Annotated in this window: 23 protein-coding genes; 8 read left to right on the top strand and 15 right to left on the bottom strand. The window is 47.6% G+C overall.

Features of this window, described 5'->3' with window-relative positions:
* The first annotated feature begins 7 nt into the window (after nt 1-7).
* From BM367_RS01700 to BM367_RS01690, 3 genes are all read left to right on the top strand, one after another.
* A complete protein-coding gene (locus tag BM367_RS01700) occupies nt 8-1042 on the top strand; it encodes a D-alanine--D-alanine ligase (RefSeq protein WP_092456836.1) in 1035 nt (344 codons plus the stop codon).
* A 16-nt stretch (nt 1043-1058) separates the two neighbouring features.
* The gene (locus tag BM367_RS01695; RefSeq protein ID WP_092456833.1) at nt 1059-1874 is read left to right on the top strand and encodes a PASTA domain-containing protein; all 816 of its coding nucleotides are present in this window, start codon (nt 1059-1061) and stop codon (nt 1872-1874) included.
* Nucleotides 1875-2033: 159 nt separating this feature from the next.
* Nucleotides 2034-2342: a rhodanese-like domain-containing protein gene (locus tag BM367_RS01690; protein ID WP_092460863.1), complete on the top strand. Its 309-nt coding sequence runs from the start codon at nt 2034-2036 to the stop codon at nt 2340-2342.
* Here BM367_RS01690 and BM367_RS01685 read toward each other — a convergent pair.
* The 3 genes from BM367_RS01685 to folK all read right to left on the bottom strand — a co-directional run bounded on the left by BM367_RS01685 (nt 2339) and on the right by folK (nt 6075).
* On the bottom strand, nt 2339-4786 hold the full coding sequence (locus BM367_RS01685; protein WP_092456830.1) for an MG2 domain-containing protein: 2448 nt from the start codon (nt 4784-4786) through the stop codon (nt 2339-2341). The genes BM367_RS01690 and BM367_RS01685 overlap by 4 nt on opposite strands.
* A gap of 63 nt (nt 4787-4849) precedes the next feature.
* A complete protein-coding gene (locus BM367_RS01680; protein WP_092456827.1) occupies nt 4850-5479 on the bottom strand; it encodes a deoxynucleoside kinase in 630 nt (209 codons plus the stop codon).
* A gap of 62 nt (nt 5480-5541) precedes the next feature.
* Complete coding sequence (gene folK, locus BM367_RS01675) at nt 5542-6075, bottom strand: 2-amino-4-hydroxy-6-hydroxymethyldihydropteridine diphosphokinase (RefSeq protein ID WP_092456823.1); 534 nt, start codon at nt 6073-6075, stop codon at nt 5542-5544.
* A gap of 146 nt (nt 6076-6221) precedes the next feature.
* On the opposite strand from folK, the gene sppA reads away from it, so the two are divergent.
* From sppA to BM367_RS01660, 3 genes are all read left to right on the top strand, one after another.
* Nucleotides 6222-8003, top strand: a complete 1782-nt coding sequence (gene sppA / locus BM367_RS01670; RefSeq protein ID WP_092456820.1) for a signal peptide peptidase SppA — start codon at nt 6222-6224, stop codon at nt 8001-8003.
* A 94-nt stretch (nt 8004-8097) separates the two neighbouring features.
* On the top strand, nt 8098-9174 hold the full coding sequence (locus BM367_RS01665; protein WP_245759867.1) for an ABC transporter permease: 1077 nt from the start codon (nt 8098-8100) through the stop codon (nt 9172-9174).
* A gap of 13 nt (nt 9175-9187) precedes the next feature.
* Entirely contained in the window at nt 9188-10237 is a 1050-nt protein-coding gene (locus BM367_RS01660; RefSeq protein ID WP_092456814.1) for an SRPBCC family protein, read from the top strand.
* Between the two features lie 4 nt (nt 10238-10241).
* Here the strand turns inward: BM367_RS01660 and bioA are convergent, their stop codons facing one another.
* From bioA to BM367_RS01625, 7 genes are all read right to left on the bottom strand, one after another.
* Nucleotides 10242-11513: an adenosylmethionine--8-amino-7-oxononanoate transaminase gene (gene bioA, locus BM367_RS01655; RefSeq protein ID WP_092456811.1), complete on the bottom strand. Its 1272-nt coding sequence runs from the start codon at nt 11511-11513 to the stop codon at nt 10242-10244.
* Nucleotides 11514-11594: 81 nt separating this feature from the next.
* Nucleotides 11595-12641 carry a hypothetical protein gene (locus BM367_RS01650; RefSeq protein WP_092456808.1) on the bottom strand — a complete coding sequence of 349 codons (1047 nt, stop codon included), beginning with the start codon at nt 12639-12641 and terminating at the stop codon, nt 11595-11597.
* Between the two features lie 26 nt (nt 12642-12667).
* Complete coding sequence (gene trxA / locus BM367_RS01645) at nt 12668-12976, bottom strand: thioredoxin (protein WP_092456805.1); 309 nt, start codon at nt 12974-12976, stop codon at nt 12668-12670.
* A gap of 34 nt (nt 12977-13010) precedes the next feature.
* Nucleotides 13011-14921 carry an ATP-dependent zinc metalloprotease FtsH gene (gene ftsH / locus BM367_RS01640; RefSeq protein ID WP_092456802.1) on the bottom strand — a complete coding sequence of 637 codons (1911 nt, stop codon included), beginning with the start codon at nt 14919-14921 and terminating at the stop codon, nt 13011-13013.
* An 11-nt stretch (nt 14922-14932) separates the two neighbouring features.
* Nucleotides 14933-15292: a hypothetical protein gene (locus tag BM367_RS01635; RefSeq protein ID WP_092456799.1), complete on the bottom strand. Its 360-nt coding sequence runs from the start codon at nt 15290-15292 to the stop codon at nt 14933-14935.
* 4 nt (nt 15293-15296) lie between these two features.
* Nucleotides 15297-16232: a DnaJ C-terminal domain-containing protein gene (locus BM367_RS01630; RefSeq protein WP_092456796.1), complete on the bottom strand. Its 936-nt coding sequence runs from the start codon at nt 16230-16232 to the stop codon at nt 15297-15299.
* A 79-nt stretch (nt 16233-16311) separates the two neighbouring features.
* The gene (locus BM367_RS01625) at nt 16312-16746 is read right to left on the bottom strand and encodes an Hsp20/alpha crystallin family protein (protein WP_092460862.1); all 435 of its coding nucleotides are present in this window, start codon (nt 16744-16746) and stop codon (nt 16312-16314) included.
* 244 nt (nt 16747-16990) lie between these two features.
* Between BM367_RS01625 and BM367_RS01620 the strand changes: the two genes are divergently transcribed.
* A complete protein-coding gene (locus BM367_RS01620) occupies nt 16991-18595 on the top strand; it encodes a peptide chain release factor 3 (protein ID WP_092456793.1) in 1605 nt (534 codons plus the stop codon).
* A gap of 46 nt (nt 18596-18641) precedes the next feature.
* Here BM367_RS01620 and BM367_RS01615 read toward each other — a convergent pair whose 3' ends face one another.
* The 3 genes from BM367_RS01615 to BM367_RS01605 all read right to left on the bottom strand — a co-directional run bounded on the left by BM367_RS01615 (nt 18642) and on the right by BM367_RS01605 (nt 20510).
* Nucleotides 18642-19169, bottom strand: a complete 528-nt coding sequence (locus tag BM367_RS01615) for a dihydrofolate reductase (RefSeq protein WP_092456791.1) — start codon at nt 19167-19169, stop codon at nt 18642-18644.
* Nucleotides 19166-19981, bottom strand: coding sequence for a thymidylate synthase (locus BM367_RS01610; protein WP_092456788.1), 816 nt, complete (start codon nt 19979-19981; stop codon nt 19166-19168). The genes BM367_RS01615 and BM367_RS01610 overlap by 4 nt, the downstream gene beginning before the upstream one ends.
* Nucleotides 19982-20054: 73 nt before the next feature.
* Nucleotides 20055-20510: a 6-pyruvoyl trahydropterin synthase family protein gene (locus tag BM367_RS01605; RefSeq protein WP_092456785.1), complete on the bottom strand. Its 456-nt coding sequence runs from the start codon at nt 20508-20510 to the stop codon at nt 20055-20057.
* A gap of 137 nt (nt 20511-20647) precedes the next feature.
* On the opposite strand from BM367_RS01605, the gene BM367_RS01600 reads away from it, so the two are divergent.
* Entirely contained in the window at nt 20648-22507 is a 1860-nt protein-coding gene (locus BM367_RS01600) for a glycoside hydrolase family 2 protein (protein WP_092456782.1), read from the top strand.
* On the opposite strand, the gene BM367_RS01595 is transcribed toward BM367_RS01600, so the two are convergent.
* Entirely contained in the window at nt 22508-23956 is a 1449-nt protein-coding gene (locus BM367_RS01595) for a bifunctional 2-methylcitrate dehydratase/aconitate hydratase (RefSeq protein ID WP_092456779.1), read from the bottom strand.
* A gap of 113 nt (nt 23957-24069) precedes the next feature.
* Complete coding sequence (locus BM367_RS01590) at nt 24070-26055, bottom strand: ATP-binding protein (RefSeq protein WP_092456776.1); 1986 nt, start codon at nt 26053-26055, stop codon at nt 24070-24072.
* Nucleotides 26056-26118 lie beyond the last annotated feature (63 nt).

Genomic DNA, 26118 nt, shown 5'->3' with positions numbered 1-26118 from the left:
TACATGCATGCCAGCATTAGCCCGACACATTGCATTGTTATGCGGAGGATATTCCGGTGAATACGAAATTTCCCTTCAGAGCGCAGAAACTGTGGAAAAACATTTGCGTGCAAGCGGATATGAAGTGTACAAAATTCTGATTACACGCAGCGGATGGAATTATATGCATCCATCCGGACAATACATCGCCATCGATAAAAATGATTTTTCCATCCCGCTGGATGGAGACAAAATTGTTTTTGATGCCGTGTTCAATATTATTCATGGCACACCCGGCGAAGATGGCCGGCTGCAGGGCTATCTGGACATGCTGGGTATTCCCTACACAGGTTGCAATGCCATTACATCGGCAATCACATTCAACAAGGCTTTCTGCAATAAAGTGGTAGCCTCATATGGGGTTGTGAAAGTAGCCAGAGGTCTGCATTTAATAAAAGGTCAGCCGGTGGACATGCAAAAACTGGCAGAACATCTTTCCTATCCCTGTTTCGTAAAACCTGCTGAAGGCGGTTCGAGTGTAGGCATTTCAAAAGTAAAAGCCAAAGAAGAGTTGAGAGATGCTGTGGATAAGGCATTTGCGGAAGATCAACAGATATTGATTGAAACCTGCATCAGAGGACGTGAATTCACCTGTGGGTTATTTGACCAAATAAATGGAGAAATTACGGTATTGCCCATCACGGAAATTGTTACCCAGCGGGAGTTTTTTGATTATGTTGCCAAATACACACCGGGTGCATCTGACGAAATTACTCCGGCCGATATACCGGTGCATGTGGCCAATCGGATCCGGGATGCAGCCAAAACAATTTATCTGAAACTCAATTGCAAAGGACTGGTACGAATTGATTTTATCCTGGAGGACGGTACGGAAGACTTGTATTTTCTGGAGGTCAACACCGTACCTGGCCAGTCGGCCAACAGCATTGTGCCTAAACAAATACGTGCTGCTGGTATGCAGCTGAGCGATGTGTACCGGCAATTGGTTGAAGATTGTCTGTTGCGGGCTGGCGTGGTTACCGGGAATCAGGTAAAAGATTGAAATGAATTGTATGCCTATGAATCCGGTGAGATGGTTATTGCAAAAGCCCTTCTGGGTAAATCTGCTGGCAGTATGCATGCTCGTGGTGCTGCTGGGTGTGTTGTTTTTTGCCTCTTTGCGATGGATTACCCGTCACGGCGAAACTGCTACTGTACCCGATATCATGGGCAAGCCTTATGATGAGGCCGTCCGCTTGCTGGAGCAGGCACATTTCCGGGTAGTGGTGCAGGACTCCGGATATACCGATACGCTGCCACCACTTACGGTGTTGCGCCAGGAGCCCGAAGCCCATGCAGTAGTGAAGGTGTACCGTACCGTATATCTGACCTTAAACAAGATTGTGCCCCCCATGGCAGTGATGCCCAATCTGGTAAACATGTCGTATCGCAGTGCAGTATTGACTTTGCAGACTTTGAAACTCAATGTGGGGGATACCGTTTACAAACCGGATATTGCTCGAAATGCCGTGCTGGCGCAATTGTACAACGGGCAGCCCATCAAGCCAGGGATTTTGATTCCCGAAGGCAGCCGGATTACGCTTGTGCTGGGCGATGGCATTGGCAACCAGGCCAACCCCGTACCCAACCTCATCGGACTTACCTTTATGCAGGCCCGGGAGCTGCTCAGTGCAAGCAATCTTTCGGTAGGGGTGGTTTTGTTTGATGGGCCGATTACGGATACCGCATCCGCTTACGTGTATAAACAGATTCCGGCTCCTCTGAATGCCAATGGCCAGCCTAACCTCATCTATGCAGGACAAAGCATAGACTTATGGGTTTCCCAAACACCACGCGACAGCACAGGGCAGCCCTTGCCACAGCCAAATTTCTGATGATTGCCCTGTGCTATTGAATCACGGCCAACTGCAAAATCAGTCTCAACGATTGTTTTAGGGGGGCTGTTTCATACAATCTGCAAGGGGTTGCCTGCGGCGTAATCGTAATTTCTGGAAACGCAGGTAAATTTGTATAAACCTTAAATGCTTTTGGATATGGATAAGATTACGGTTGAAGAACTCAAACAGCGGATGGACGCGGGAGAAGAGCTGTATATACTGGACGTCAGAGAACCGCACGAACATGAAGAATTCAACATCGGCGGTAAGCTGCTGCCATTGGGCGATATTCGTGCCATGATGATAGATGAAATTGAAGACTGGAAAGATAAAGAAGTAATTGTGTATTGCCGCAGCGGAAATCGCAGTGGGCAGGCCTGCCAGTTGTTGGAAGCCTATGGCTTTGTGCGGCCACGCAACCTGGAGGGAGGTATTTTACGATGGAAAGAAAAATTCGGAGGCTAAGGGCCAACGCTCAGCACCGTATCCAGCCTGCCTATTCTTCCTCTGTCGTCCATGCCTTCAATTACTACATGATAACGACGGGTAAAGTCATTGTTGTAAAACCGGATTTTAGCTGGTCCACCAAGGCTGTCTGATTGCAAATCGGGATTCCAGTACAGGGTAATGCGTTGATCCGGCAAATCATTATTGGGATTGGTTACGCCATAGTCGGGCGAATAAAATTGTTTCACCAACGTGTAACCCACCTTTTTATCCCGGGCCAAACCGCCGGTTGTGCTGCTACCTCCGCCTTTTTTCGTATAGACGGCAATAGCTCCGTTAGCCCCGTTAAATCCGCCCATAAATGGCGGCCTGAACACTTTCACCAGGGCAATATCATTGACATTGATACTGCTTAAGGTCTGCGCATCCACGGGCATTTCATCCAGATAAAGGGCCGGCCGTCCTCCCCGCCAGGTAATAACCGGATCGTTTAAATCACCCGTAATGCTAAGCCCGGCTACACGTCCCTGCAGATATTGAAAAATATTCAGGTAAGCAGCATGTTCCTGGGTAAGATCGAAACTCACTGCATCACCTCCCCGAAACATGCCACTGGTGTATTCTTCATCCAATTTCTGTGCTGCTGTTTTCTTTTCTCCGGTAATGGTAACAGATTGCAGTAAAATGCTGCGGCTGATCATCATCCGGTTGATGCGGTTTCGTTCATTGGCAGCTGTCAGAAACTGAATCAGCTGCTGCTTGTCACGAATTACAGGTGGATACAGGGGGCTTTCCAGTGGTATTTGTGCCAGGTTATCAGTAAAGGATCCGCTCAGGTGGATGTTTGCGCTGGAATATTGATCTTTACCCGTTTGTCCTTGAAAAAATACCTGTGCTGTATCGTGAAATTTCAATCCTGTCACCATAAACTCACCCAGATTATTCACCGGTGCACTCACAAAAAAAGTTTGGGTGTCGGCTGGCACACGGATGATCATGTTCACCGAGCCTCCGTTCATGGCATAAGCCTGTCCTTTAATCACCAGGTTGGCATTTTCTGCCGGGTAACGGATGGCAGGGAACTGATTTTGCAGGATTTTTTCCCATGCAAATCTGCGCCAGCCATGGGTGAGCATCACCAGGTCAAGTGCCTTCAGGGTAGCGGTATCGGTATTGCGGAAATACCATCCCGGATGGTAGATATAGCCTTTGATATCAGAGTTCAGCAAGGTGTACGACAAAATATTGTTTTCGTCCGGAAATGATAGCAGGGCATCCGCATCGGTAATGGAAATGGAAAAATGCCCATTCACGGCGTCTGGGGCACTTAGTTGCCAAAGGTTGAGCGAACGCGGATTATTGTGCAGCTCATCTGTTGTGAGTTTTAAATGAAGTTCGTCGGGTTGACTGACGAATACCAGGCGTTCGGCCAGAGGCGTGGCGGTGGTGTCAAATACGGTAATGTGGAGCACGCCTGAAGGCAGTCTATCAGTAGGAATCATGCCGCCCGAAAGCCCTTCATCAAAATTGATATCGGCCATGAATACGGGCACCTCTTCCATTTGAGCCACAATCTTCAGATGATTGTACCGCTCCTTGTGCTGTTCGCTGCGCATCACATTGAAAAATATCCTCGAAGGAACCGTGTAAGAGTTTAGCACATGCAGCACAATACCTTCAGGCCGGGCTCTGGGCAAATCAAAAGATTGCACTGCACCATTGCTTTGTGTAAAAACGGCCCGGTACAGGCGACCCGGCTGAGGTGTAAGCGTAAAGCTGCCCATGCCGTCATGCAGTGAATGAAGGGTAGCCACCTGATGTCCCTGATCATCCATCACCTTGCCATCCACGTTGATCGGCAGCCCGTTTTCATCGACTGCTGCAAAAGCTACTACAGAAGGCACACCTACAACCAGATCACCTCCTTCAGGCAGAAACTTCACGCTGTAATGCAGCTGGGTGGTAGCATGCACGCTGGCAGCCTGTTGTACCAGCGAGTCGGGAATAGATTGCCCACGCGCCAGGGCCGGGAAAATGCGGATATCTTTATGAAACAGAAAAGCATGATCAAAATTCAGCATCCATGCGGTATAGGCGCGGATCCGATATGCCCCCGGTGGTGTTTGGTCGGATAATTCAAAATCACCGGCAGCACCGCCATGCTCAATGGGCAGGATATCGCGCTTCACAATCTCACCCCGGGCGTTGATCAGTTCTACGTACAGATTGGTGCTTAGCGGGGTGGGTGTGCGGTTTAATGTAACATAGGCTTTAAACCAGATGGTCTCACCCGCTGCATAATAATCCTTGTCTAACTGCACATATACTTTCTCTTGCGGGTATTGCTGGTGAAACTGATGCAGGGCCTGCAAAATGCGCTCGCCCAGCGGATCCTCAGCCACAAAAGATAAAGCTCCCAGCAAAAGAATGACCCATAGACCAAACACCAATCTATTTTTCATGAGCTCCGTAAGTTTAAAGTCAGGCAGTAGCTATCCATATACAAGCGGATAAAATTAAGAGATTTACAGGGAAAGATAGTGCACGCCAGGCTCATACTCGTAATCCAGTGCGTGTACAATTTGCTCGAATTGTTCTGGTTCATGTTCAAAATCGGCATCCGATACATCAATCATCAGGGTAGGCAGTGATTGCTGGCGAATGAATTGTACATACATCTCCTGAATTTTAAACAGGTACTCATCGGGAATATGCTGCTCATAACTGCGATTTCGTTTTTTGATATTTTGTTGCAAACGAGCCACAGGCGCATAAAGAAATATCAGCAAATCAGGCTGGGGGACCTGCGGATGAATGATATCGAACAAGCGATGAAAAAGATGATATTCATCATCCAACAGATTAATGCGGGCAAACAACAGCGATTTCATCAGCAAATAATCACTGACCAGCACTTCGGCAAACAAATCGGGCTTGGCAAACATGTTTTTCAACTGCTGGTAGCGTTCAGCCAGAAAAAACAATTCCAGCGGAAACGCATATTGCCTGGGATTTTCATAAAACTTCGGAAGGAAAGGATTATCGGCAAATTGTTCCAGCATCAATCTGGCCTTCAACCGATCGCCCAGCATTTTTGCCAGGGTGGTTTTCCCCGCACCGATGTTGCCTTCGATAGTGATGAAACGATATATCATAACCAATAATCAAAGCGGGTTGCAAGTTCAGGATAATGCTGAAAGAAAGCAATAAGCAAGGGTCAGGATGCTGAAACCAATGAAGGGTTCCTGAACGGTGTAGGCTGAGGATGTGGTTTCCAGTATTTTACGGCAGATGGATCCGGGCACAGGCTTAATAATTCGGCGATGGATTTATGGTAAACCGGATGGATATAGCCGGGGATGAGTTCAGCCAGAGGTATCAATACAAATTTCCTGACTGCTATGCGTGGATGGGGTAATATCAGCCGTTCGGAATGATAGATGAGCCTGTCATAGAAAATCAGATCGATATCCATCACCCGGGGCTCCCACATGCGGGTCCGTACCCGACCCAGCTCGGCTTCAATCTTTAATGCCACATCCAGCACCTGTTCGGGCAATAAAGCAGTTTGTACCCGCAATGCCTGATTGAGGTAATCGGGCTGTTGATCGCCGCCCCAGCAGGCCGTTTCATAGATGGCGGAAGCTTCCATCAGCTCCCCAATCCGAGTTTGAATGGCTGCCGTGGCCTTTTGCAGATAGGCATATCGGTCGCCCAGATTACCGCCCAACAATAAAATAATATCACTCATGGATAAGCTGCTGATCAAAAGTAAGAATAAACCTTATTTTTGAAACGTTTTTCCATCCTTCGGTTTCCCGGGGAGGAAGCTGTTATACAACAGATGGATATTTCGGGAAAATATCTCAACATTCATTTGCAAAACACGTAAACCGCATGAAACGTTTTCTGAGCAGTTTTCTGGCTTCTTTACTTGCCCTGATTGTGTTTTTTCTGATATGCTTTTTTTTGCTTTTGGGCATTGTGGGCGGACTCACCATGACTACCAAAAAAGTTTCGGTTGAATCCGGTTCCTGGCTGGTCATGGATCTGAGCAAGCCATTGCTGGAGCAGGAATTGCAAAACCCCCTTCTAGTTATTGCAGGCAAGGGGCAAACAACTATCATGGGTTTGCATGATGTGGTAAGGGCTATTCACCAGGCAGCACACGACCAGCGCATTGCAGGGATTTATCTGAAATTGGGAGAAACACCCAACGGATTCGCTACTGCTGAAGAAATTCGCAATGCCCTGGAGGATTTTAAACACCAAAGCCATAAACCTATATATGCTTACGGTGATATAGCCTCGCAGCGGGCCTATTACATGGCTTCCGTGGCCGACAGTATATTCCTCAATCCACAGGGTGTCTTCGAATTCAGAGGTTTTGCCGTACGCCTGGCTTTTCTCAAAGGCCTGCTCGACAAATTGGAAATCAAACCTCAGATTTTTTACCAGGGAAAATACAAGAGTGCGACGGAACCTTTTCGCCTTACCCGGATGAGTGAAGCCAACCGGATTCAGACAACTGCTTTTCTGCAGGATTTTTACCGGCATTTCCTCAATGGCATTGCCCTGGCCAGGAATCTGGATACTGCTGCACTTGCCCGATATGCGGCGCAGGGTGTAATTCAGCAGCCCGTAGATGCCGTAAAGCTCCACCTGATTGATGGTGTGAAGTATGATGATCAGATGCAGGAAACGTTGAAACGCGCAGTGCAGCTTGGCGAAGACGAAAGGTTGCATACCATCACCATCAGCAATTACTGGAAAGCTATTGCCGACAGTGTGCATGGACAGGGAGCCGGCCAGCCTGCCATAGCTCTGATTTATGCGCAGGGCGAGATCATTGATGGCAGTGCAGAAAACCAGCCCGGAGATCAGGTCATTGCTGCCGATGACTACATCAAATGGATTCGGGAAGTGCGCAGGGATGATCGTGTAAAAGCCATTGTTTTCCGTGTAAACTCACCCGGAGGAAGTGCACTGGCGGCCGATAAAATCTGGCGGGAGCTCTATCTGGCTCGCAAACAAAAACCCGTAGTGGTGTCAATGGGCGACTACGCGGCATCTGGCGGGTATTATATTTCGTGTATGGCCGATAGCATTTTCATTCAACCCAATACACTTACCGGTTCTATCGGCGTTTTTACCATTATCCCCAATCTGCAAGATTTCTTTCAGCATAAACTGGGGGTAAGTTTTGATGGCGTAAAAACGGCTCCTCTGGCAGATATGGGGACTATTGATCAACCCCTGACAGATGTAGAAAAAAAATGGATCCAGAATCAGATTGATACGGTGTATGCAACTTTTTGTCAGCGGGTGGCTCAGGGCCGACATATGCCAGTAGCATTGGTTGACAGCCTGGCGCAAGGCCGGGTGTGGAGTGGGCTGGCGGCAGTTCAGAATGGATTGGCTGACCGGATTGGCGGACTCGATGATGCCTTGCAATGTGCAGCCAGCATGTCGCATCTCAAAACCTACCGGCTCGAGGAGTATCCACCCGTGAAAAATCCTATCCAGAAAATCATTGAAAGTTTCAATGAAGAACTGACCACCAGTAGGCTTAAAGCCACATTGGGTAACTATTATCCGCTGCTTCAGCAATGGTCGGAATTGAAATCAGCCATGGGTACACCTCAGGCCAGGCTTCCTTTCTGGATCTTTTTGCCCTGATTTAACGGAACAGATTCCCCAATGTCGGGAAGCGTTTCTTAAGTTTGCATCGGTTTTTTGCAACATGGAATATTCGTACAGTCAATTTAGGGCTATGATGGCCGTGGCGAGGGCCAGTTTCATTGCCATCCTCAAAAGCCCGTCTGCCGTGGTGTTTAGCATAGCATTTCCGCTGGCTTTTATTCTGGTGTTTGGCTTTATTGGCCAGAATCAGGTTTTGCTGAAAGTGGGCTTTGCGCCACAAACGGATGTGCATAGCCCTATTTATCGGGCATTGGTGCAGATTCCTGCTTTGAAGATTGTCCGGGAGCCACAACAGCAGCTGCTGGCCGATTTGCAGAAAGGGCGGATTGATGGTATTCTGGAGATTGACAGTATGAGTACCCATCCTGCAGATCCAGTTCCGCCGTATCATGTCAGTGTGCTATTGTCAACCGCCAATGCCGGTACAGCACCTGTTTTGGAAGGGGTGGTAAGCAATACCATTTACCGGATTGATTCCACGCTATTTCCCAATCGACAATCCGTAGCGAAACTGGAAGTGAAACAGATTCCCGGCCGCAGATATAAACCTATTGACTTCATTTTGCCTGGCATGCTGGGCTTTGCCCTCCTCAGTGCTGGCATTTTCGGTACTGCATTCGTATTTTTTAACCTCAGACAAACACTTGTACTGAAACGCTTTTTTGCTACGCCTATCAAAAAAGGTTACATTGTGTTGGGTGAAGCCATTGCTCGGGTTGTGTTTCAGATGCTCAATGCGATCATAATCATTGCTCTGGGTTATTTTGTGTTTGGATTTACCCTGTATCATGGGTGGATAACAGTTTTGGAAATGCTGTTGTTGTCGTTTGTTGCGCTGACCGTGTTTATGGGTTTTGGTTTTATCATCAGCAGCATTGCCCGCAATGAAAGCAGCATTCCGCCGCTTGCCAATATTGTAACGTTGCCACAGTTTTTGCTGGCGGGTACCTTTTTTCCGATTGATGTATTGCCTGGATGGTTGCAACCCATTTGCCGGATCATGCCATTGAGTTATTTAAACACGGCCCTGCGTTCTGTAGCATTTGAAGGTGCGTCCTTTCAACAGATTGCAGGCCCTTTGCTGGGAATCTTGGTCTGGGGAATAGTGATTTATGCAGTTACTTTCCGGGTCTTTCGATGGGATTGAATGTTTTTGATATATGATGCGCTGGCTCAGGTTTTTTATCATTATCTTAATCGGCTTTCTTGTCTTTGTATTTTTATTTTCCCTGTTTTTGCCTTCTGTGGGGCATACGGAAAGAGCCGGGATGATTGACGCTCCTTTGGATACTGTGATGATAAGGCTTACGGATGTACATCATCTGGCCCGCTGGTTGCAGGGATGGTCAACGGATTCTGTGGACGCAGCCTTGCAGTTTCAGTTTCCGCAAACAGGCCGGGATGAGCAACCCTGTTTTAGCTGGGCCTATCATCCCACTGAAAATCGTGACGGAGGAAGTTTTTGCATAACCCATGTAGACCTGAAGAAGCATCAGGTGGATTATCGGATGGATATGAAAAGTCTGCCGCCGATTACCGGACATTTTGTGCTGGCTCCGGCACTGGATGGAGAACACACCTGGATCAAATGGACGATGGATTTGCAGCTGGGTTGGTGGCCCTGGTGGAAATATTATGGTGTGATGCTCGATAGGTTGGTAGGGCCCGGTATGGAGCATGCTTTGGGAAGTTTAAAAGCTGATTGTGAACGAGCCGACACGCTGGGCTATCAAATTCATCGCATACCACTGCCTTTTCATACCATCCTTGTATATGCCGATACGATTCCGGTTTCATTTAAATACCAGGCACTTCAATATGCTTATCGTGTATTGCAAAATCGTATCCGGCAGCTGGGCATCTCTCAACAAGCCCCTGTGATTGCACAATATTTGCCCATGCGAGATTCACTTTGTGAAATTCATGTGGGTATTCCTGTTCAACTACCCCGGAATATGACTGCCAATCAGCTGCAAAGTCGGCTACGGGCAGCTATGCATGTGCTAACCATGCCTGAAGGTGGTTTTGTATTGGTGGCCAACATGAAAGGACAAGCTCGCCAGATTCCGGCTGCGTATCAGGCTCTGCAACGATACCTGTATAAACAGCATCTGCAATCGCCTGCAGGTCCATGGGAACAATATCCGGAAAGGCTACCAGACAACGACACCAGCCAGATACTGGTAAAGGTATATTGGCCGGTGTTCTAAACCATTATGCTTTCTGTAACAGTTTATCACCCAGCGCATAGGTGGCTTCGTACACCCGCTGCAATTGTGCATCCGTAATGCAGTAGGGTGGCATGATGTAAAGGGTATTACCCAGCGGACGCATCAACACACCCCGTTCCAAATAAAACAGATACAATTCATCGCGAAGCGGGCTGGTATAATTCGATTCGCTGAGCACTTCAAAAGCTGCAATGGTGCCTAAACAGCGAGCGTTACGAAAACAAGAGTAGGCCTGCAGCTTCTGCAAAAATTCCTGATGCCTGGTCATAATCCGCCGGATTTGATGTTGCGTGGAAGTGGTTTGCAAAATATCCAGGCTTGTCAGGGCAGCTACACAGGCAATGGGATTGGCTGTATAGGAATGCCCGTGGAAAAAGGTTTTGCGTTTATCGCGGGAAAGAAAGGCTTCGTAAATTTTTTCCGTGCAGGCCGTAACGCCCAGGGGCAGTGTGCCGCCGGTTAATCCCTTTGATAGACAAATGATATCTGGTTTGCACTGCAGGTAATCGCATGCAAACATTTTACCGGTCCGATAAAATCCTGTCATCACTTCATCGGCAATCAGCAGCACATCGTGTTTCCGGCAAGTCTGCAGCCAGGCATCGAGCGCTGCTGCATCGTACATACGCATGCCTCCGGCTCCCTGAATCAGGGGCTCGAAAATGAATGCCGCATATTGTTGCAGGCTCGCTTCATCCAGCGGAAAGGGTTTTTCAGCTTCAGGTAGCGGAAGATAGGTTACTTCAAAAAGATAAGGTTCAAAAGGTGCTGTAAACACGCTTTTGGCGCCCACGCTCATGGAGCCGAAAGTATCGCCGTGGTAGCCACCTTCCAGTGCCAGAATTTTGGTGCGTGGTATGCCCTGGTTATGCCAGTATTGAATGGCCATTTTCAGCGCTACTTCCACACTGGTGGAACCATCATCGGAATAAAAAATACGGCTGCATGTGCCGGGCAGCACTTGCAACAGCCGCTCTGCCAGCTGAACTGCTGGCTCATGTGTCAGGCATGCAAAAATGCAATGCTCAAGCTGGCGGGCCTGTGCTGCGATTTTTTCAGCTACAAGTGGATGGCCATGGCCAATGGTATTTACCCACCAGCTGGCATTTGCGTCAATATAGGTTTGTCCTTGTTCGTCTATGAGCAGAGCGCCTTCGCCCCGTACGACGGGGATTGGCGCGGGCTCGGTAAGCATTTGTGTATCAGGATGCCAGATGACTTTTGCATCTCTTTCCACCAGGCTTTGTGCAGGCATAGCTGTGTTTTATGCCTGCAAAGCTAAGCCCATTCAAAATAATAAAAGATTCTGGTGCATGTTTTTTTGTCCGCAATATTTTCAGGACAGTATTTTTTCTTTCAGATAATTAATCAAACGGGTTCGCATATCCTGCAGCAACTGTTCAATTTCAGCTTCCTGTTTTCCTTTGATATGAGCAATTTCAGCAACGGCGTAGCGTTCCAGATAATGCATCTCAAATACAGATAATGCATAACTATCTTGCTCCCGCAGCCATTGTTTCATGGTTTGCTCAGCTTCTTCGGTTTCAAATTGTTCGATTTCCTCATCTGATAAGCCTGCATCCATCAGAATCTCATCCCAGGCATATTGTTTCATGTGATAGGAAACATCATCCAGATCTTCCACCAGTTCGGGCATTTCTTCAGCATTAGCTGTGAGTTCTTCACTTTCGGCTGTTTCTGCTGCTGGCATCCAATCACGTTCCACACCAAATTCTTGTTTGTATCGTTCGCTGATTTCCTGCAGTTTTCGATCTGCGATTTCATAAACCCACAAATTCAGTTTTTCAGGAGCTTCTTTTAGTTGTCCGTATGCATCGTAAATGCTGATATACAGATCGTTCAGGATATCATTTATTTTGAGTTTATTTTCTTTGATCAACATCCTCAAGAGAGGTTTACGAAATGCTTCGCGCATGACATGTTGCCTTAGATCAGGTAAAATTTGATCCAGATAATGGATGAAGTTTTCCGCATCGCTTTCCTGGTGAAGCTGACTAAGAATCTGTCTGCCTTGCTGGGTACGTTGTTCGAGTTGTTGTTTCCTTTTGAATAAATAATCTTTTCGCTCCACCCGCTTTTGTTCACGCACGGCTTTGCGTAGCGTATCCAAAGCATTGTTCACAGTCAAGACAGCCGATGTACCACGGTCCTTTACCAGCAATACTTTGGAAAGCATGGGTAAAGTAAGTGTAATCACATATTCAGCACCTTCCTTTTTGATATGCACAGCAAGCGTTGGAAGTTTAGGATATTCTTTTAAGATCCGTTCAATGCGTTTGAGCTTTTTCTGGATTTCTTCTTCAAAAAATGTTTGCTGTTGAGGTGGTTGCACCAGATGTAGATTTTGAATATGATATTTCATAGTCATTCCTGTTTTTATATTAAGATTTAAGATGAAACCTGTGATAAGCTCAGCAATTGATTCAGCAGTGTTTGCCGGTCAATCATGCCGGTATGACGCCATTTGATTTGTCCCTTCTGAAAAATAATGAATGTAGGGATAGCCTGAATTTGATATTGCATAGCTGTTTGCTGATTTTTATCTACATTAATTTTAATCACCCGTGCTTTGCCCTGCACTTGACGAGCCACATCCTGAATAATCGGATGCATGGCCTTGCAGGGACCGCACCAGTCGGCATAAAAATCAACCAGCACAGGTTGTTCGGATTGAATCAGTTGATGAAACGGTTCCATAATTTTCAGTTTTTTTAATTGTGATCAAATTGTTTTAATGATGTTGTATGGTTGCGGGAGTTGCCGATAAGATGGCTACGATTTCATCGCGATTCAACACTTCTTTTTCGAGTAAAGCCTGTGCCAGTTGATCGAGCAGCTCCCTTTTTTCGGTTAATAATTGTTTGGTTTCTGCATAACATTGTGCTATGATCTGATAAGTTTCTTCATCAATTTGTTGTTCCAATTTTTCGGATCGCCTGTCGGTGTAGAGTTCATTTTTCAGGAATCCCGGTCCGCTTTGTGTTACCAGCGATAGGTTAGGCAGTTTATCACTCATGCCATACACGGTGATCATGCTGCGGGCCAGTTGCATGATGCGTTCCAAATCGTTGGAAGCGCCGGTGGAAATTTCGTTGAAAACAATTTCTTCGGCAGCCCGACCGCCCAGCAGGCCTTTGATTTTGCCCAGCAGTTCCGATTTGGTCATCAGGTAACGGTCTTCCAGGGGCATTTGCAGGGTATAGCCCAAGGCGCCGATGCCGCGCGGCACGATGGAAACTTTTTGTACTTGATCAGCTCCCGGTGTAAAATATCCTACGATGGCATGGCCTGCTTCATGATAGGCCACGATTTGTTTTTCTTTGGGACTGATGATACGGCTTTTGCGTTCCAGCCCGGCAATCACGCGCTCAATAGCGGCTTCAAAATCGCTTTGCATCACGGCTTCATGGCCATTGCGCACGGCAATGATGGCGGCTTCATTGCACACATTGGCAATTTCGGCGCCGGCAAATCCGGGTGTTTGGGCCGCCAGCTGTTTCAGGTTTACGGAAGGATGCAGTTTTAATTTTCGGGTGTGCACAGCGAAAATGGCCTCTCTGCCTTTCATATCCGGTCTGTCGACCACTATTTGCCGATCAAAACGGCCGGGCCTGAGCAGGGCTGGATCGAGCACCTGCGGCCGGTTGGTAGCGCCGAAGATGATCAATCCGCTGGTGGGGTCAAAGCCATCCATTTCCACCAGCAATTGGTTCAGCGTATTTTCCCGTTCATCGTAGCCACCCATGAAGGCGGCATTGCCAGAGCGGCTTTTGCCAATAGCATCCAGCTCATCGATGAAGATGATGCAGGGAGCTTTTTCTTTGGCCTGGCGAAACAGGTCGCGCACCCGTGCAGCGCCTACGCCCACAAACATTTCCACGAAATCTGATCCGCTGATGTTGAAGAATGGCACCCCGGCTTCGCCTGCCACGGCACGTGCCAGCAAAGTTTTCCCGGTGCCGGGCGGGCCCACCAGCAGCACGCCTTTGGGCAGCTTACCCCCCAGGCGGGTATATTTCTGTGGATTCCTCAGAAAATCCACCACCTCCTTGACTTCTTCCACGGCTTCGTCAATACCGGCCACATCACTGAAACGCACGGGATTTTGCTGGTTTTCATCATGGATCTTCAACTTCCCATCGCCCACCTGCAGGAAATTATTTTTGGGAAACATGCGGCGGAATAAAAATCCATACAACGCCACAAAAAAGATGATGGGCAAAATCCAGTTCAGGAAAAAGTTGCGCAGGGTGTGATCCTCAATTTTACCTGAATAATCTACGCCATGATCATCCAACATTTGCAGCAAGGAACGATCATCCACATTCGGAATACGACTCACCACAAACTGACGATTGACTTCATTTTCCACTTCCTGCAGCCGGATGCGCCAGGGCGTAGAGGGACTGGTTTCTATTTTACCGTTATGATGAGTAGAATCGGTATTTTTCAGCAGGCCTACTATCTTGTCGGGAAAAATCACCACACGTTCTACCAGCCCGGAATCTACTTTATGCTTGAATTGTGTATAGCTCAATTCATGCGTGGCATACTGGGGCGGAAAGAAAAGCCACTGCAGCAACAGGATGCCCGCCATGAGACTAAGAAAATACCAGAGCGTAAATTTTTGATTCTTTTCCATGATGTTGTTTTTTATAGGTGATGACGAATCCAGTAGAGCAGAAAACGCGCTGTGCGCGTATCTTTCACGGGCAGGTGATGGATGAGCAGTTGGAAGGCTTCACTCGACATCATCCAGCTGCGCATCAAACGACCTTGTTCATCTACAAACACTGCATGAATATGATCATCAGGATATTCACCAGCCAGCAGTAAAATGCGTTTGGTTTGATCAATCAGCGATTCTATCTCATCTTGCATGCATAGCTCCATCCGTTGCAGCCAGTATGCCAGATACATGCGTCGTTTCCATAATTGCATTTCGATTTCATTTTCGATCAGGCGGTGCAAGATATCCTGATAATCGTATGCTACCGGGCTTAAGGTATTCATAAGTTTACACTTTTGCATGTTCAAATGTTTGTTTCATTTGCTCCACGGCTCTGCGTTGTTCTTCGGTGAGCCGGGTGGGCATCCACAGATGCACTTCCACCAGCATATCGCCAAACTGGCCGGGCTGGTTATACACGGGCATGCCTTTGCCACGGATGCGCAGGATTGATCCATGGGTCGTGCCCGGGGGTATGGTCAGTAAAATTTTACCGGAAGGCGTAGCCACTTCTTTCTTGGCACCCAGCAAAGCATCCCAGAAGGGAATGGTGATGGTTTGTTTCAGGTCGTTGCCGTCCCGGATGAACTGATGATGCGGCAACACATGCAGGGTGATGTACAAATCTCCAGCAGGTCCCCCGCCTACGCCAGGCTGGCCTTTACCTGTGATGCGGATTTGCATCCCGTCGTACACGCCTGGCTTCAGCTTGATGCGCATCTTTTGGCCATTCACTTCAATGAGACGTTCCGTGCCATGATAAGCTTCGTCGAAGCTCAAGGTCATGCTGGCCTGCAAATCGGCTCCCCTGGCTGATCCTGCGCGTGTACGGGTACGGGATCCAGCTCCTCTTCTATGTCCGAACAGATGTTCAAATATGCCGCCCAGTCCGGCATCACCAAACAGATCCTCGATATCGCCTTCATAGTAAAAGGTTTGTCCACTTCCCGGGCTACCCCAGCTATAAGTTTTCCCTTGCTGGCCAGCAAATTGATCGGCATATTGCCATTGATCGCCAAACTGGTCATATTTTTTTCGCTTCTCCGGATCGCTCAGCACTTCATACGCTTCGTTGATTTCTTTGAATTTTTCCTCAGCTTCCTTATTGCCCGGATTTTTATCCGGATGATATTTGATGGCCAGCTTGCGATAAGCCTTTTTGATTTCATCCTCAGTTGCCGATCGCGATACACCCAAAATCGAGTAATAATCTTTTTTAGCCACGGTACGATTTTTTTCAGATGGAAAAATAAAGGGGCAGAACCCTTCTGCCCCCTTATGACGCCCTTACTGGTTGAATGCATTATTCAACCGAAATTTCTTTGGGGGCTTGCTTTACGGCGATTTCCTTTTTCGGGAGTTCCAGCTTCAGCACCCCATCTTCATACGATGCCTTGATTTTGTCGGCATCCACGCTATCCGGCAGTGTAAACGAGCGGCTGAAAGAAGTGAAGTTGAATTCCCGCCGGGTTACTTTTCTATGCTTTTCTTCTTTTTCTTCTTTTTTCTCTGCGGAAATGGTCAGCACATCGCCATCTACACTGATTTTGAAATCGGATTTCTTCAATCCCGGCGCAGCCAGTTCCAGTTCATAGCTGGTGTTGGTTTCATGAATGTTTACTGCGGGAACGCGTGTACCGGTTTGCACACCCCGAAACCAGTCATCGCCGAAGAATTCATCGAGCAATTGAGAAAAGCTCGGAAATACATCGGATTCATTCCATTTAATCAGTGACATAGCCTTTTGTTTTTTAGGTTTTTCAATTTTGTTTTCATCTGTTATTGATGAAAAACTGTGCCGCATACTTGAAACTGAAAATTTGTATGCAGAATGATTAATTGTCTGACAATTAGTCGGTTTTATATAAATAAAAACGTCGTAATGGCATATGTTTTATGTGGCCATTTGGAATAGCAAAGGATAAAAAAACAGATTGAAGATGAAATATTAACTTTGCGGCTTTTGCAAATGCAAATAAAGCATGTCGGATTTATTAACTGAAATTCAGCGTCGGCGCACATTTGCCATTATTTCACACCCCGATGCCGGGAAAACTACACTCACCGAAAAGTTGCTGTTGTTTGGGGGTGCTATTCAAACGGCTGGTGCGGTAAAATCGAATAAAATTAAAAAACATGCTACTTCCGATTTTATGGAAATTGAGCGCCAGCGCGGCATTTCAGTGGCCACATCGGTGATGACGTTTGCTTACAAAGGCAAGCTCATCAATTTGCTGGATACACCCGGGCATAAAGATTTTGCAGAAGATACGTATCGTACTCTTACAGCTGTAGATAGTGTCATACTGGTGATTGATAGTGTCAAAGGAGTAGAGGAGCAAACCAAACGCTTGATGGAAGTATGTCGCATGCGCAACACACCGGTTATTGTTTTTATCAACAAACTGGATCGGGAAGGACGACCCCCATTTGATTTGCTGGATGAACTGGAATCTTTGCTTGCAATTCGAGTAAGACCGTTGAGTTGGCCTATCAATATGGGACGCGAGTTTAAAGGCGTTTATCACATCTTCGATCATAGCGTTTTATTATTTCACCCACATGAAAAAGCAAGTGATGATGATCGTATTTATGTACAAGATGTAAATGATTCGAGGCTTGAAGCTTTGTTGCCCGAATCAGATTTGCGCCAATTGCGTGAAGATGTTGCTTTGATAGAAGGCGTGTATGATCCGTTTTCAAAAGAAGCATATCTGAAAGGTCAGTTGGCTCCCGTGTTTTTTGGCAGTGCATTGAATAATTTTGGTGTCAAGGAATTGCTCGATACTTTTATTGAAATTGCTCCGCCTCCGCAGCCACGCATGACCAGCGAACGCGTGGTACAACCTGAAGAAGAAAAGATGACGGGATTTGTGTTTAAGATTCATGCAAATCTGGATCCTAAACATCGGGATCGGATTGCATTTTTACGGATTTGTTCCGGAAAATTTGAACGCAATAAGTTTTATCATCATGTGCGCTTGCAGCGCAATTTGCGCTTCAGCAATCCTTACAGTTTTCTGGCTCAGGAAAAAAATGTGGTGGAAGATGCTTATCCGGGCGATGTGGTGGGTTTGTTTGATACGGGCAATTTTAAAATTGGCGATACCCTTACAGAAGGTGAGGATTTTTATTTTACCGGTATCCCCAGTTTTTCTCCTGAAATATTCAAAGAGTTGGTGAACAAAGATCCCATGAAAACCAAACAGCTGGAAAAAGGTATTCGCCAGCTTACAGATGAAGGTGTGGCACAGCTTTTTATTCAGCCACAAGGCAATCGCAAGATCATTGGTTGTGTGGGAGAGTTGCAGTTTGAAGTGATTCAATATCGTTTGTTGCATGAATATGGTGCATCCTGTGCATTTGTGCCGCTTCCTTTTTACAAAGCCTGTTGGTTGCGGGGTGATGAAAAAGATATTGAGGCTTTCATTCGTTTCAAGCAAAATCAGGTAGCGAAAGACAAGGATGGCCGATGGGTTTACATGGCTCAGTCAGAATGGTTTTTGCAAACTGAAATGCAAAATCATCCCGAGATTCAGTTTGATTTTTATGCCGAGATTCACCATACCTCCGAGCCTGTTTCCTGAGTTGTAAGATGCAGGATTCAGTTTGGGATGCATTTACCCGAAAACCTTATCTTTTTCTTTCCCAGACCTGAAAGCTCATGGCATAAGGGTTTTTTTCATCCGCTTCGTGATATTGTTCACGGATCAGCTGCCATTCATGGGGATCAATATGTGGGAAATAACGGTTGCCTTCAATATCCGCATGGATACGGGTCAGGTAAATCCGTTGGAGGTAGGCCCAGGCCTGTTGGAAGATATCGGCTCCACCCGTTACAAACACTTCGCTGGTTTGGTATTTAGCAGCTGCACGGAAAGCATCGGATAGATTGTGTACGACTTCTACATCGGGAGCCGACCACTGCATTTGTCGGGTAATGACGATATGCGGTCGGCCGGGCAAGGCTTTTCCGCCCATGGATTCGAATGTTTTCCGGCCCATGATCAGCGGTTTTCCCCAGGTTGTTTGCTTGAAATATTTGAGATCAGCAGGCAGATGCCAGGGCATCACATTGTCTTTGCCAATCACATTGCCACGTGTAGCAGCTACAATAGCAGAAATGCGAAAGGGAAATAAATGGGCGGCATCTTGATTCATACGGCAACAGGTGCTTTAATGGCCGGATGGCACTGATAATGCAGCAATTGAAAATCTTCATACCGGAAGGAAAAAATATCTTTTACTTCCGGATTGAGCTGCATGATAGGCGGATCAAAAGGCTGGCGGGAAAGTTGCTCCCTGGCTTGTTCCACATGATTGTTGTATAAATGCACATCGCCAAAAGTGTGAATGAATTCACCCGGAATCATATCACATACTTGAGCCATCATCATCGTCAACAGTGCATACGATGCTATGTTGAAAGGCACACCCAGAAACACATCGCCACTGCGCTGATAGAGCTGGCAGCTCAATATTCTTTTTCCTGATTTTTCATCCCATCGTGTATAAAACTGAAACAGGCAATGACAGGGACTCAGGGCCATCTTCGGCAGATCGGCCACATTCCAGGCACTCACTATGATGCGGCGCGAATCGGGATCCTGTTTCAATAATTTTACTGCCTGGGCAATCTGATCAACACTACTTCCATCGGCTGCAGGCCAACTGCGCCATTGTTTGCCATACACCGGTCCCAGCTCTCCGTTTTCATCAGCCCATTCATCCCAGATGGTAACCCCATGTTCGTGCAGATAATGAATATTGGTGTCGCCTCGCAAAAACCACAGCAGCTCGTAAATGATAGACTTTAGATGCATTTTTTTGGTGGTCAGCAAAGGGAAGCCTTTTTGCAGATCAAACCGCATCTGATAGCCGAATATGCTGCGTGTTCCCACACCTGTACGATCATTTTTGGGTACACCCTGGTCTAAAATATAACGCAGCAAATCGAGGTAAGCTTGTTCCATACCTGCAAGGTAAGTTAGTTTGATTACTTATGCATGAAACCGGTGAAGATTGTGAGATGGATGTGAATATTGTTTATGCAGGCTGATCTTCGGCATACCAGCTGGCATAGGAAGAGGGCGTTTCGTACAGGGTAAGATGATGCAGCTGCACGTGAGCCGGAAGCACCGACTGGATTCGCCGGGCGAAGTCAATCACCAGATTTTCACAGGTTGGTGTATAATCAAGCCACACAATCCTATCGGTATGCTGTTGCAGGGCATCGGCCAGCTCAATGAAAGGAGTATGCTTGCATAGCAGCAGGGCATGGTCAAACTGTTCAATGATATGCTGCTGGATGCATTGCTTGATATCGCCAAAATCCATCACCATGCCTTGCTTGGGATGCGACGGATCCTGCAGGGGCTCTCCCATAAGCGTCACATGCAGTTCATATCCATGCCCGTGAATATGCCTGCATTTGCCGTCATATCCATACAATGCATGAGCAGCTTCAAAATGAAAAACACGCGTAACCCTCACCCTGTTCATGTGCAAATATTGACCTGCAAAGTTAGGATGTTCAGGTGGAAACCTATCCGGCGACGATCGGAAACGTTTGCGGAGATTTTCCTTTCAGTCAGGAAGAAAAAAGCCTAAGTTTGACCAGGTAAAAACTGCAAAGCGCGATGAAAGCAAAAATATTTCATTGGTTGTTTGTTTCGGTTGGCTTGTGCATGGCTGTTTTACCGGCAAGGGCACAGACCGATACACTGCTGGCTCCGTTGATTACGGATGTTCCTTACAGACATACGATCACACTCAATGGATCCTGGCATTACATCGTGGATCCGTATCAGACGGGATATATTGATTACCGGTACAGACAGACTACCAGGGGATATTTTCTGAATCAACATGCGGAACACCCCGACCAACTGGTGGAATACAATTTTGAAACATCGCCGGCCCTGCAGGTCCCGGGCGATTGGAATACACAGGATGCGAAGCTGTTTTATTACGAAGGCACGGTGTGGTATGAACGCGATTTTGTCTATCATCCCCAATCCGGCAGGCGGGTATTTCTGTATTTCGGCGCGGCCAATTATCATGCCGTGGTGGCTTTGAATGGCAAAATCATTGGCGAACATGTAGGTGGTTTCACGCCGTTCAATATGGAAGTAACCGGCCAACTGCGCAACGGAAATAACTTTATTGTAGTGATGGTTGATAATACCCGCCATAAGGAAGGCGTGCCCACCAATAATTTTGACTGGTGGAATTACGGTGGGCTCACGCGCGATGTATGTTTAATTGAAACGCCGGAAACGTTTATCCAGGATTATTTCATCCATCTGGATGATCTCCGCAGCCGGCAGATCAGCGGATGGGTACAGCTCAATGGTCCGCAGGCAGCCCGGGCATCTGTGCAGTTGCAAATTCCCGAATGGCGCTTCAGCCGCAGTTTTACGACCGATGTACAAGGGCGTGCCTATTTTTCTTTTCAGGCACCGGCCAATATGGAGCTTTGGTCGCCTGAGCATCCGCGTTTGTACAGGCTTGTATGGACCGCCGGCAACGACACCCTGGGCGATGAGGTGGGCTTCCGTACCATTGAAGTGAAGGGGAACGATATTCTGTTGAACGGGAAATCCGTATTCCTGAGGGGAGTCAGTATTCATGAGGAAGCTCCATTTGGAGGCGGGCGGGCCTACAGTGCAGCACAGGACCATATTTTACTGCAATGGGCAAAGGAGTTGGGTTGTAACTATGTACGGCTGGCTCATTATCCGCACAATGAAGCTATGATCAGAGAAGCGGAAAAAATGGGTCTCTTGGTATGGTCAGAAATACCCGTTTACTGGACAATTGACTGGACCAATCCCGGCACATTGGCCAATGCAAAGCAGCAACTCACCGAAGAGATTACCCGGGATAAAAACCGCGCCAATATTATCATCTGGTCTGTGGGTAATGAAACGCCCCGCACAGCTGAGCGGCTGAAATTTATGAAAGCGCTGGTAGAGCAGGCCAGGGCCCTGGATAGCACGAGGTTGATTTCGGCGGCTCTGCAAATCAGCCATGTCCGCAACGATACATCCTGGCTTGATGATCCCCTGGGGCAATATCTGGATGTATTGGGATGCAATATTTATCCCGGCTGGTATGGCCCTTCGGCTGATGCAGGTGCCCGTTTTGCCAGCATTTACCAGAAACCGCTCATCATGAGTGAATTTGGTGCCGGAGCCCTTCAGGGATATCATGGCGACAGCACCCAACGCTGGACGGAAGAATTTCAATATCGGGTGTTGGATGAAGATATTCGTTTGCTGAAAACCATCCCCTTCCTGCGGGGCACTACACCCTGGATACTAAAAGATTTCCGGTCGCCCAAACGCCTGTTGCCTTTTTACCAGGATGGCTGGAACCGAAAAGGGTTGGTGAGTGACCGGGGTGTGAAAAAGGAAGCATTTTATCTGATGCAGCAGTTTTACACTGATATTGCTTCCGGTAAAATCAGTTTTGGAGGTGAACGTTTCGGACCCTGATCAAGCCACAAACAAATCTACCCATTCATGTACCGGCATGTGGATGAGCCGTTCGTAATCCAAAGAATGGGCAAGGATTTGCTGTTGTTGTTTTTCTGCAAAACGATGGCTTACATGCCGCTTAAATTTTTCAACCAGCAAAGGAATGCCTTCCTCCCGTCTTCGTCTGTGCCCGATGGGATATTCTATAACTACTTCTGGCAGAGTAGTGCCGTCGTGCAGGGTGATGGTGAGTGCATTGGCAATGGCTCTTTTGTCGGGATCATAATAATCACTTGTGAATCCCGGATCCTCTTCGGTTTCCATTTTGGCACGTAATGCATCAATGCGGGGATCGCGGGCTGTTTCATCTTCATAATCTTCTGCATTGAGGCGACCAAACAGCAATGGAATTGCAATCATGTATTGCAGGCAGTGATCGCGGTCGGCCGGATTGTGCAGAGGGCCTTTTTTATCGATAATACGGATAGCTGCCCGATGTGTACGGATGCGGATATGGGCAATGTCGTCAGCTGATTTACCCATTTGCTGAAGTTGCCGGTGCAGCTGCATGGCGGCTTCCACGGCGGTCTGGGCGTGGAATTCGGCCGGATAGGATATTTTGAACAACACATTTTCCATCACATAACTACCGAAGGGGCGAGCCAGCTTTAGGGGTTGGCCGCGCATCACGGCATCCTGAAAACCCCATTGGGGCGTGGTGATGGCCCCAGGGTAGCCCATTTCGCCAGTACGGGCAATCAATGCCAGGCGTACGCCGCGGGCAGTGGCATCGCCGGCAGCCCAGGATTTGCGGCTTCCGGTGTTGGGCGCATGGCGGTAGGTGCGCAGCGGATGTCCGTCAACAAATACATGGGAAACAGCATTCATCAGTTCTTCCTCGCTCAGTCCGAGCAATTTTCCGGTTACGGCTGTGGTGGCCAGTTTTACCAGGATTACATGATCAAGCCCCACCTGGTTGAAGGCATTTTCCAGCGCCAGGACGCCCTGGATTTCATGGGCGCGGATCATGGCATCCAGCACGTCTTTTATCAGCAGGGGTGTTTTATGTTGAGCCAAGGCTGTGCGCGACAGCCAGTCGGCCACAGCCAGGATGCCACCCAGATTATCGGATGGATGACCCCACTCGGCAGCCAGCCAGGTATCGTTGAAGTCGAGCCAGCGGATCATGGACCCAAGCGTAAAGGCAGCCTGCACGGGATCCAGCTGATATGAAGTACCGGGTACACGTGCGCCATGAGGCACGATGGTTCCAGGTACAATGGGTCCCAGCAGTTTGGTACAGGCGGGGTAGTTAAGTGCTTCCAGTGCGCATCCGATGCTATCCAGTAAACAATAATGGGCTGTGTGCCACGCCAAATCGCTGCTGATTTCGGTATGGAGCACATAATGAACAATCTCTGCTATCAATGCATCGGGTTGGGGACGTTCGTTGGAGGAACTTGCCATACAAGTTAGGTTTGAGCTCAAAAATACAGGAAAAATGAGGCATCACAGGCACTTCTGGCTGCTCATTATCCGCAAAATCCTGCCGGATCGATAAAATAGGCCGAATGATGAAATTATCCTTCTTCCGTGGCTGGCTTGGGTTGTGCCGGAAGGGTAAAATAAAAAGTAGTGCCTTTATTTTCTTCACTCTCAAACCAGATTGAGCCACCATGGCTTTCTACCATTTCTTTGCATAAGACAAGTCCCAGCCCTGTACCAATTTCATTGGCCGTACCACGGGATGAAAAGTTTTCCATGCCAAATACCTTGGGCCGATCAGCAGGCTTGATGCCCACGCCGTCGTCTTTGATCCAGATTTTCACCATCCCATTCAGCTTTTCCGCACCAATGAAAATATGTCCGTTTTCGTGGGTAAATTTGATGGCATTGGTAGTGATATTGCGCAGGATGATGCGCAGCATTTCCCGGTCGGCATAAACCTGCAGCCTTTCAGGCACATCATATCGGATCTGGATTTTTTTCTTCTCGGCTTGCCACTGGCAGAAGCGTATGTTTTCCAGTACAATATCTTTCACTTTTATCAGGGTGGGTTTTGGTTGAATCCCATGCATTTGGCTCTTGGACCATTCCAGGATGTTGGTCAGAAAATTATTGGTTTCAGCCAGGCTTTCCGAAAGGCTGGAAGTCACATTGGCAATTTCTTCCAATGACAGGCTGCCGGTTTTCATCAGTTCCAGCATCATTTCCATGCTGGCAAGCGGATTCCGGATATCATGGGAAATAACCGACAGGATGCGGTCTTTGATTTTGTTGAGCTTTTCCAGCTCTTTGTTTTTTTGTTCGAGTTCGTTGCGGGTGGTTTCGATGCTTTGATTTTTTTGCTGAAGTTCTTCGAAATGTTTTTTGCGAAGCTGATTGTCTCGCCATAGCAAAACGGCAATAATGGCTATCAGCAGCAGGATGCAGCCAATGGTAATCACCCAATAGAGCTGGCGGCGGATGATGTGTTGCTGTACTTGTTGTTGCTCACGCAGGCTAACGATGAGACTTTCATTTTTCTGGCTTCTGTACTGACCCAATAATTCTGCAATGGTTTTGCTTTGTTGCAGGCTGTTGAGGCTATCGCGCAGTTGTTCATAGCGGTTTTGGTAAAATATGGCTTCATCGGGCATGTTTTTGATAGCTTTCACCAGGGCCAGTTTCAGGCAACTGTTCATGAGCAGAAAGGGATCGTGCTGTTCGGAAGCCATTTGATAGGCATTTTGCAGCTGTTTTTCAGCATCATCATATTTTCCCTGTGCCAGCAACAAAGCGCCTATTTCGTAGGAGAGACGGGCTATGCGTTGGGGTAAATGCAGGCGCTGGAATATATCGAAAGCCGTTGAGAAATTCCATGTGGCTTTGTCGTATTGTCCCTGCATCAGGTAGATATAACCCATGTTGTCCAACGCATCGGCAATGCCTGTAGAATCATTTTTGGCAGAAGCCAGTATAAATTCCTGGTTGAAGAGTTCGAATACCTGGGAGAAATCGCGCAGGGAAGGGGGCTTTTGCGCCAGTTGTCGGATGCGGATATTACCCAGAGCGCCTGACAGATGTATAAGGCTTGCGGTATCGCGCAGGCGTTGCTGCAGGGAGTAGGCACGTTGATAAGCGTTTAAAGCCAGCGAATCAATGCCCAGTCGGGCGTAAAGATCGCCCAGTTGCTCCTGGATGCGGGCAGCATGAAAGTTATCCTGATTGTTTTCAGCAACAGCCAGCGTGTTAAGATAAAGTGCCAATGCCTGCTCATACTGTTGGCGTTGCATGAACAGAAAAGCGCGGATCATCTGCGCTTCTGTGAGTCCCGGCATGTAGGCAAGTGTCTGGGAAAGTTCAGCCGCACTGGAAGCGAAATATTCGGCTAACCCGGGATCGCTGGTCAGATAAGCCCGGGCTACCTGCAGTTGAAGATTCACACGCAGGCTATCTTGCTGGGGATGGGCAGAAAGCAGCCTGAGCAATGAATCCACTTTTACCTGGCCGCTCAGGGAAAAGGCACCCCATAGAATGCAGGTAGTAAAAAGAAAAAAAGTAAATACGCTGCGCAATAACTTCATACATTTTGAACGTGACCACCCCTACCGGCTTGTTCATGGATATGATCGTGCAGATGCGATAAA

It is taken from the genome of Thermoflavifilum thermophilum (assembly GCF_900116565.1).
Lineage (GTDB): Bacteria > Bacteroidota > Bacteroidia > Chitinophagales > Chitinophagaceae > Thermoflavifilum > Thermoflavifilum thermophilum.
The sequence above is the reverse complement of the archived record's forward strand: the minus strand, read 5'-3'. Positions and strand labels throughout refer to the sequence as shown.

Bases quoted from the DNA above. Each gene is read 5' to 3' on its own strand.
- BM367_RS01690 (WP_092460863.1), top strand. From the start codon at position 2,034: ATGGATAAGATTACGGTTGAAGAACTCAAACAGCGGATGGACGCGGGA.
- trxA (WP_092456805.1), bottom strand. From the start codon at position 12,976: ATGGAACCGTTTCATCAACTGATTCAATCCGAACAACCTGTGCTGGTT.
- folK (WP_092456823.1), bottom strand. From the start codon at position 6,075: ATGAGTGATATTATTTTATTGTTGGGCGGTAATCTGGGCGACCGATAT.
- BM367_RS01595 (WP_092456779.1), bottom strand. From the start codon at position 23,956: ATGGCAAGTTCCTCCAACGAACGTCCCCAACCCGATGCATTGATAGCA.
- BM367_RS01665 (WP_245759867.1), top strand. From the start codon at position 8,098: ATGATGGCCGTGGCGAGGGCCAGTTTCATTGCCATCCTCAAAAGCCCG.
- ftsH (WP_092456802.1), bottom strand. From the start codon at position 14,921: ATGGAAAAGAATCAAAAATTTACGCTCTGGTATTTTCTTAGTCTCATG.
- BM367_RS01590 (WP_092456776.1), bottom strand. From the start codon at position 26,055: ATGAAGTTATTGCGCAGCGTATTTACTTTTTTTCTTTTTACTACCTGC.
- BM367_RS01660 (WP_092456814.1), top strand. From the start codon at position 9,188: ATGATGCGCTGGCTCAGGTTTTTTATCATTATCTTAATCGGCTTTCTT.
- BM367_RS01680 (WP_092456827.1), bottom strand. From the start codon at position 5,479: ATGATATATCGTTTCATCACTATCGAAGGCAACATCGGTGCGGGGAAA.
- bioA (WP_092456811.1), bottom strand. From the start codon at position 11,513: ATGCCTGCACAAAGCCTGGTGGAAAGAGATGCAAAAGTCATCTGGCAT.
- BM367_RS01610 (WP_092456788.1), bottom strand. From the start codon at position 19,981: ATGGAACAAGCTTACCTCGATTTGCTGCGTTATATTTTAGACCAGGGT.
- BM367_RS01620 (WP_092456793.1), top strand. From the start codon at position 16,991: ATGTCGGATTTATTAACTGAAATTCAGCGTCGGCGCACATTTGCCATT.
- BM367_RS01600 (WP_092456782.1), top strand. From the start codon at position 20,648: ATGAAAGCAAAAATATTTCATTGGTTGTTTGTTTCGGTTGGCTTGTGC.
- BM367_RS01650 (WP_092456808.1), bottom strand. From the start codon at position 12,641: ATGAAATATCATATTCAAAATCTACATCTGGTGCAACCACCTCAACAG.
- BM367_RS01635 (WP_092456799.1), bottom strand. From the start codon at position 15,292: ATGAATACCTTAAGCCCGGTAGCATACGATTATCAGGATATCTTGCAC.
- BM367_RS01615 (WP_092456791.1), bottom strand. From the start codon at position 19,169: ATGAATCAAGATGCCGCCCATTTATTTCCCTTTCGCATTTCTGCTATT.
- BM367_RS01700 (WP_092456836.1), top strand. From the start codon at position 8: ATGCCAGCATTAGCCCGACACATTGCATTGTTATGCGGAGGATATTCC.
- BM367_RS01685 (WP_092456830.1), bottom strand. From the start codon at position 4,786: ATGAAAAATAGATTGGTGTTTGGTCTATGGGTCATTCTTTTGCTGGGA.
- sppA (WP_092456820.1), top strand. From the start codon at position 6,222: ATGAAACGTTTTCTGAGCAGTTTTCTGGCTTCTTTACTTGCCCTGATT.
- BM367_RS01625 (WP_092460862.1), bottom strand. From the start codon at position 16,746: ATGTCACTGATTAAATGGAATGAATCCGATGTATTTCCGAGCTTTTCT.
- BM367_RS01695 (WP_092456833.1), top strand. From the start codon at position 1,059: ATGAATCCGGTGAGATGGTTATTGCAAAAGCCCTTCTGGGTAAATCTG.
- BM367_RS01605 (WP_092456785.1), bottom strand. From the start codon at position 20,510: ATGAACAGGGTGAGGGTTACGCGTGTTTTTCATTTTGAAGCTGCTCAT.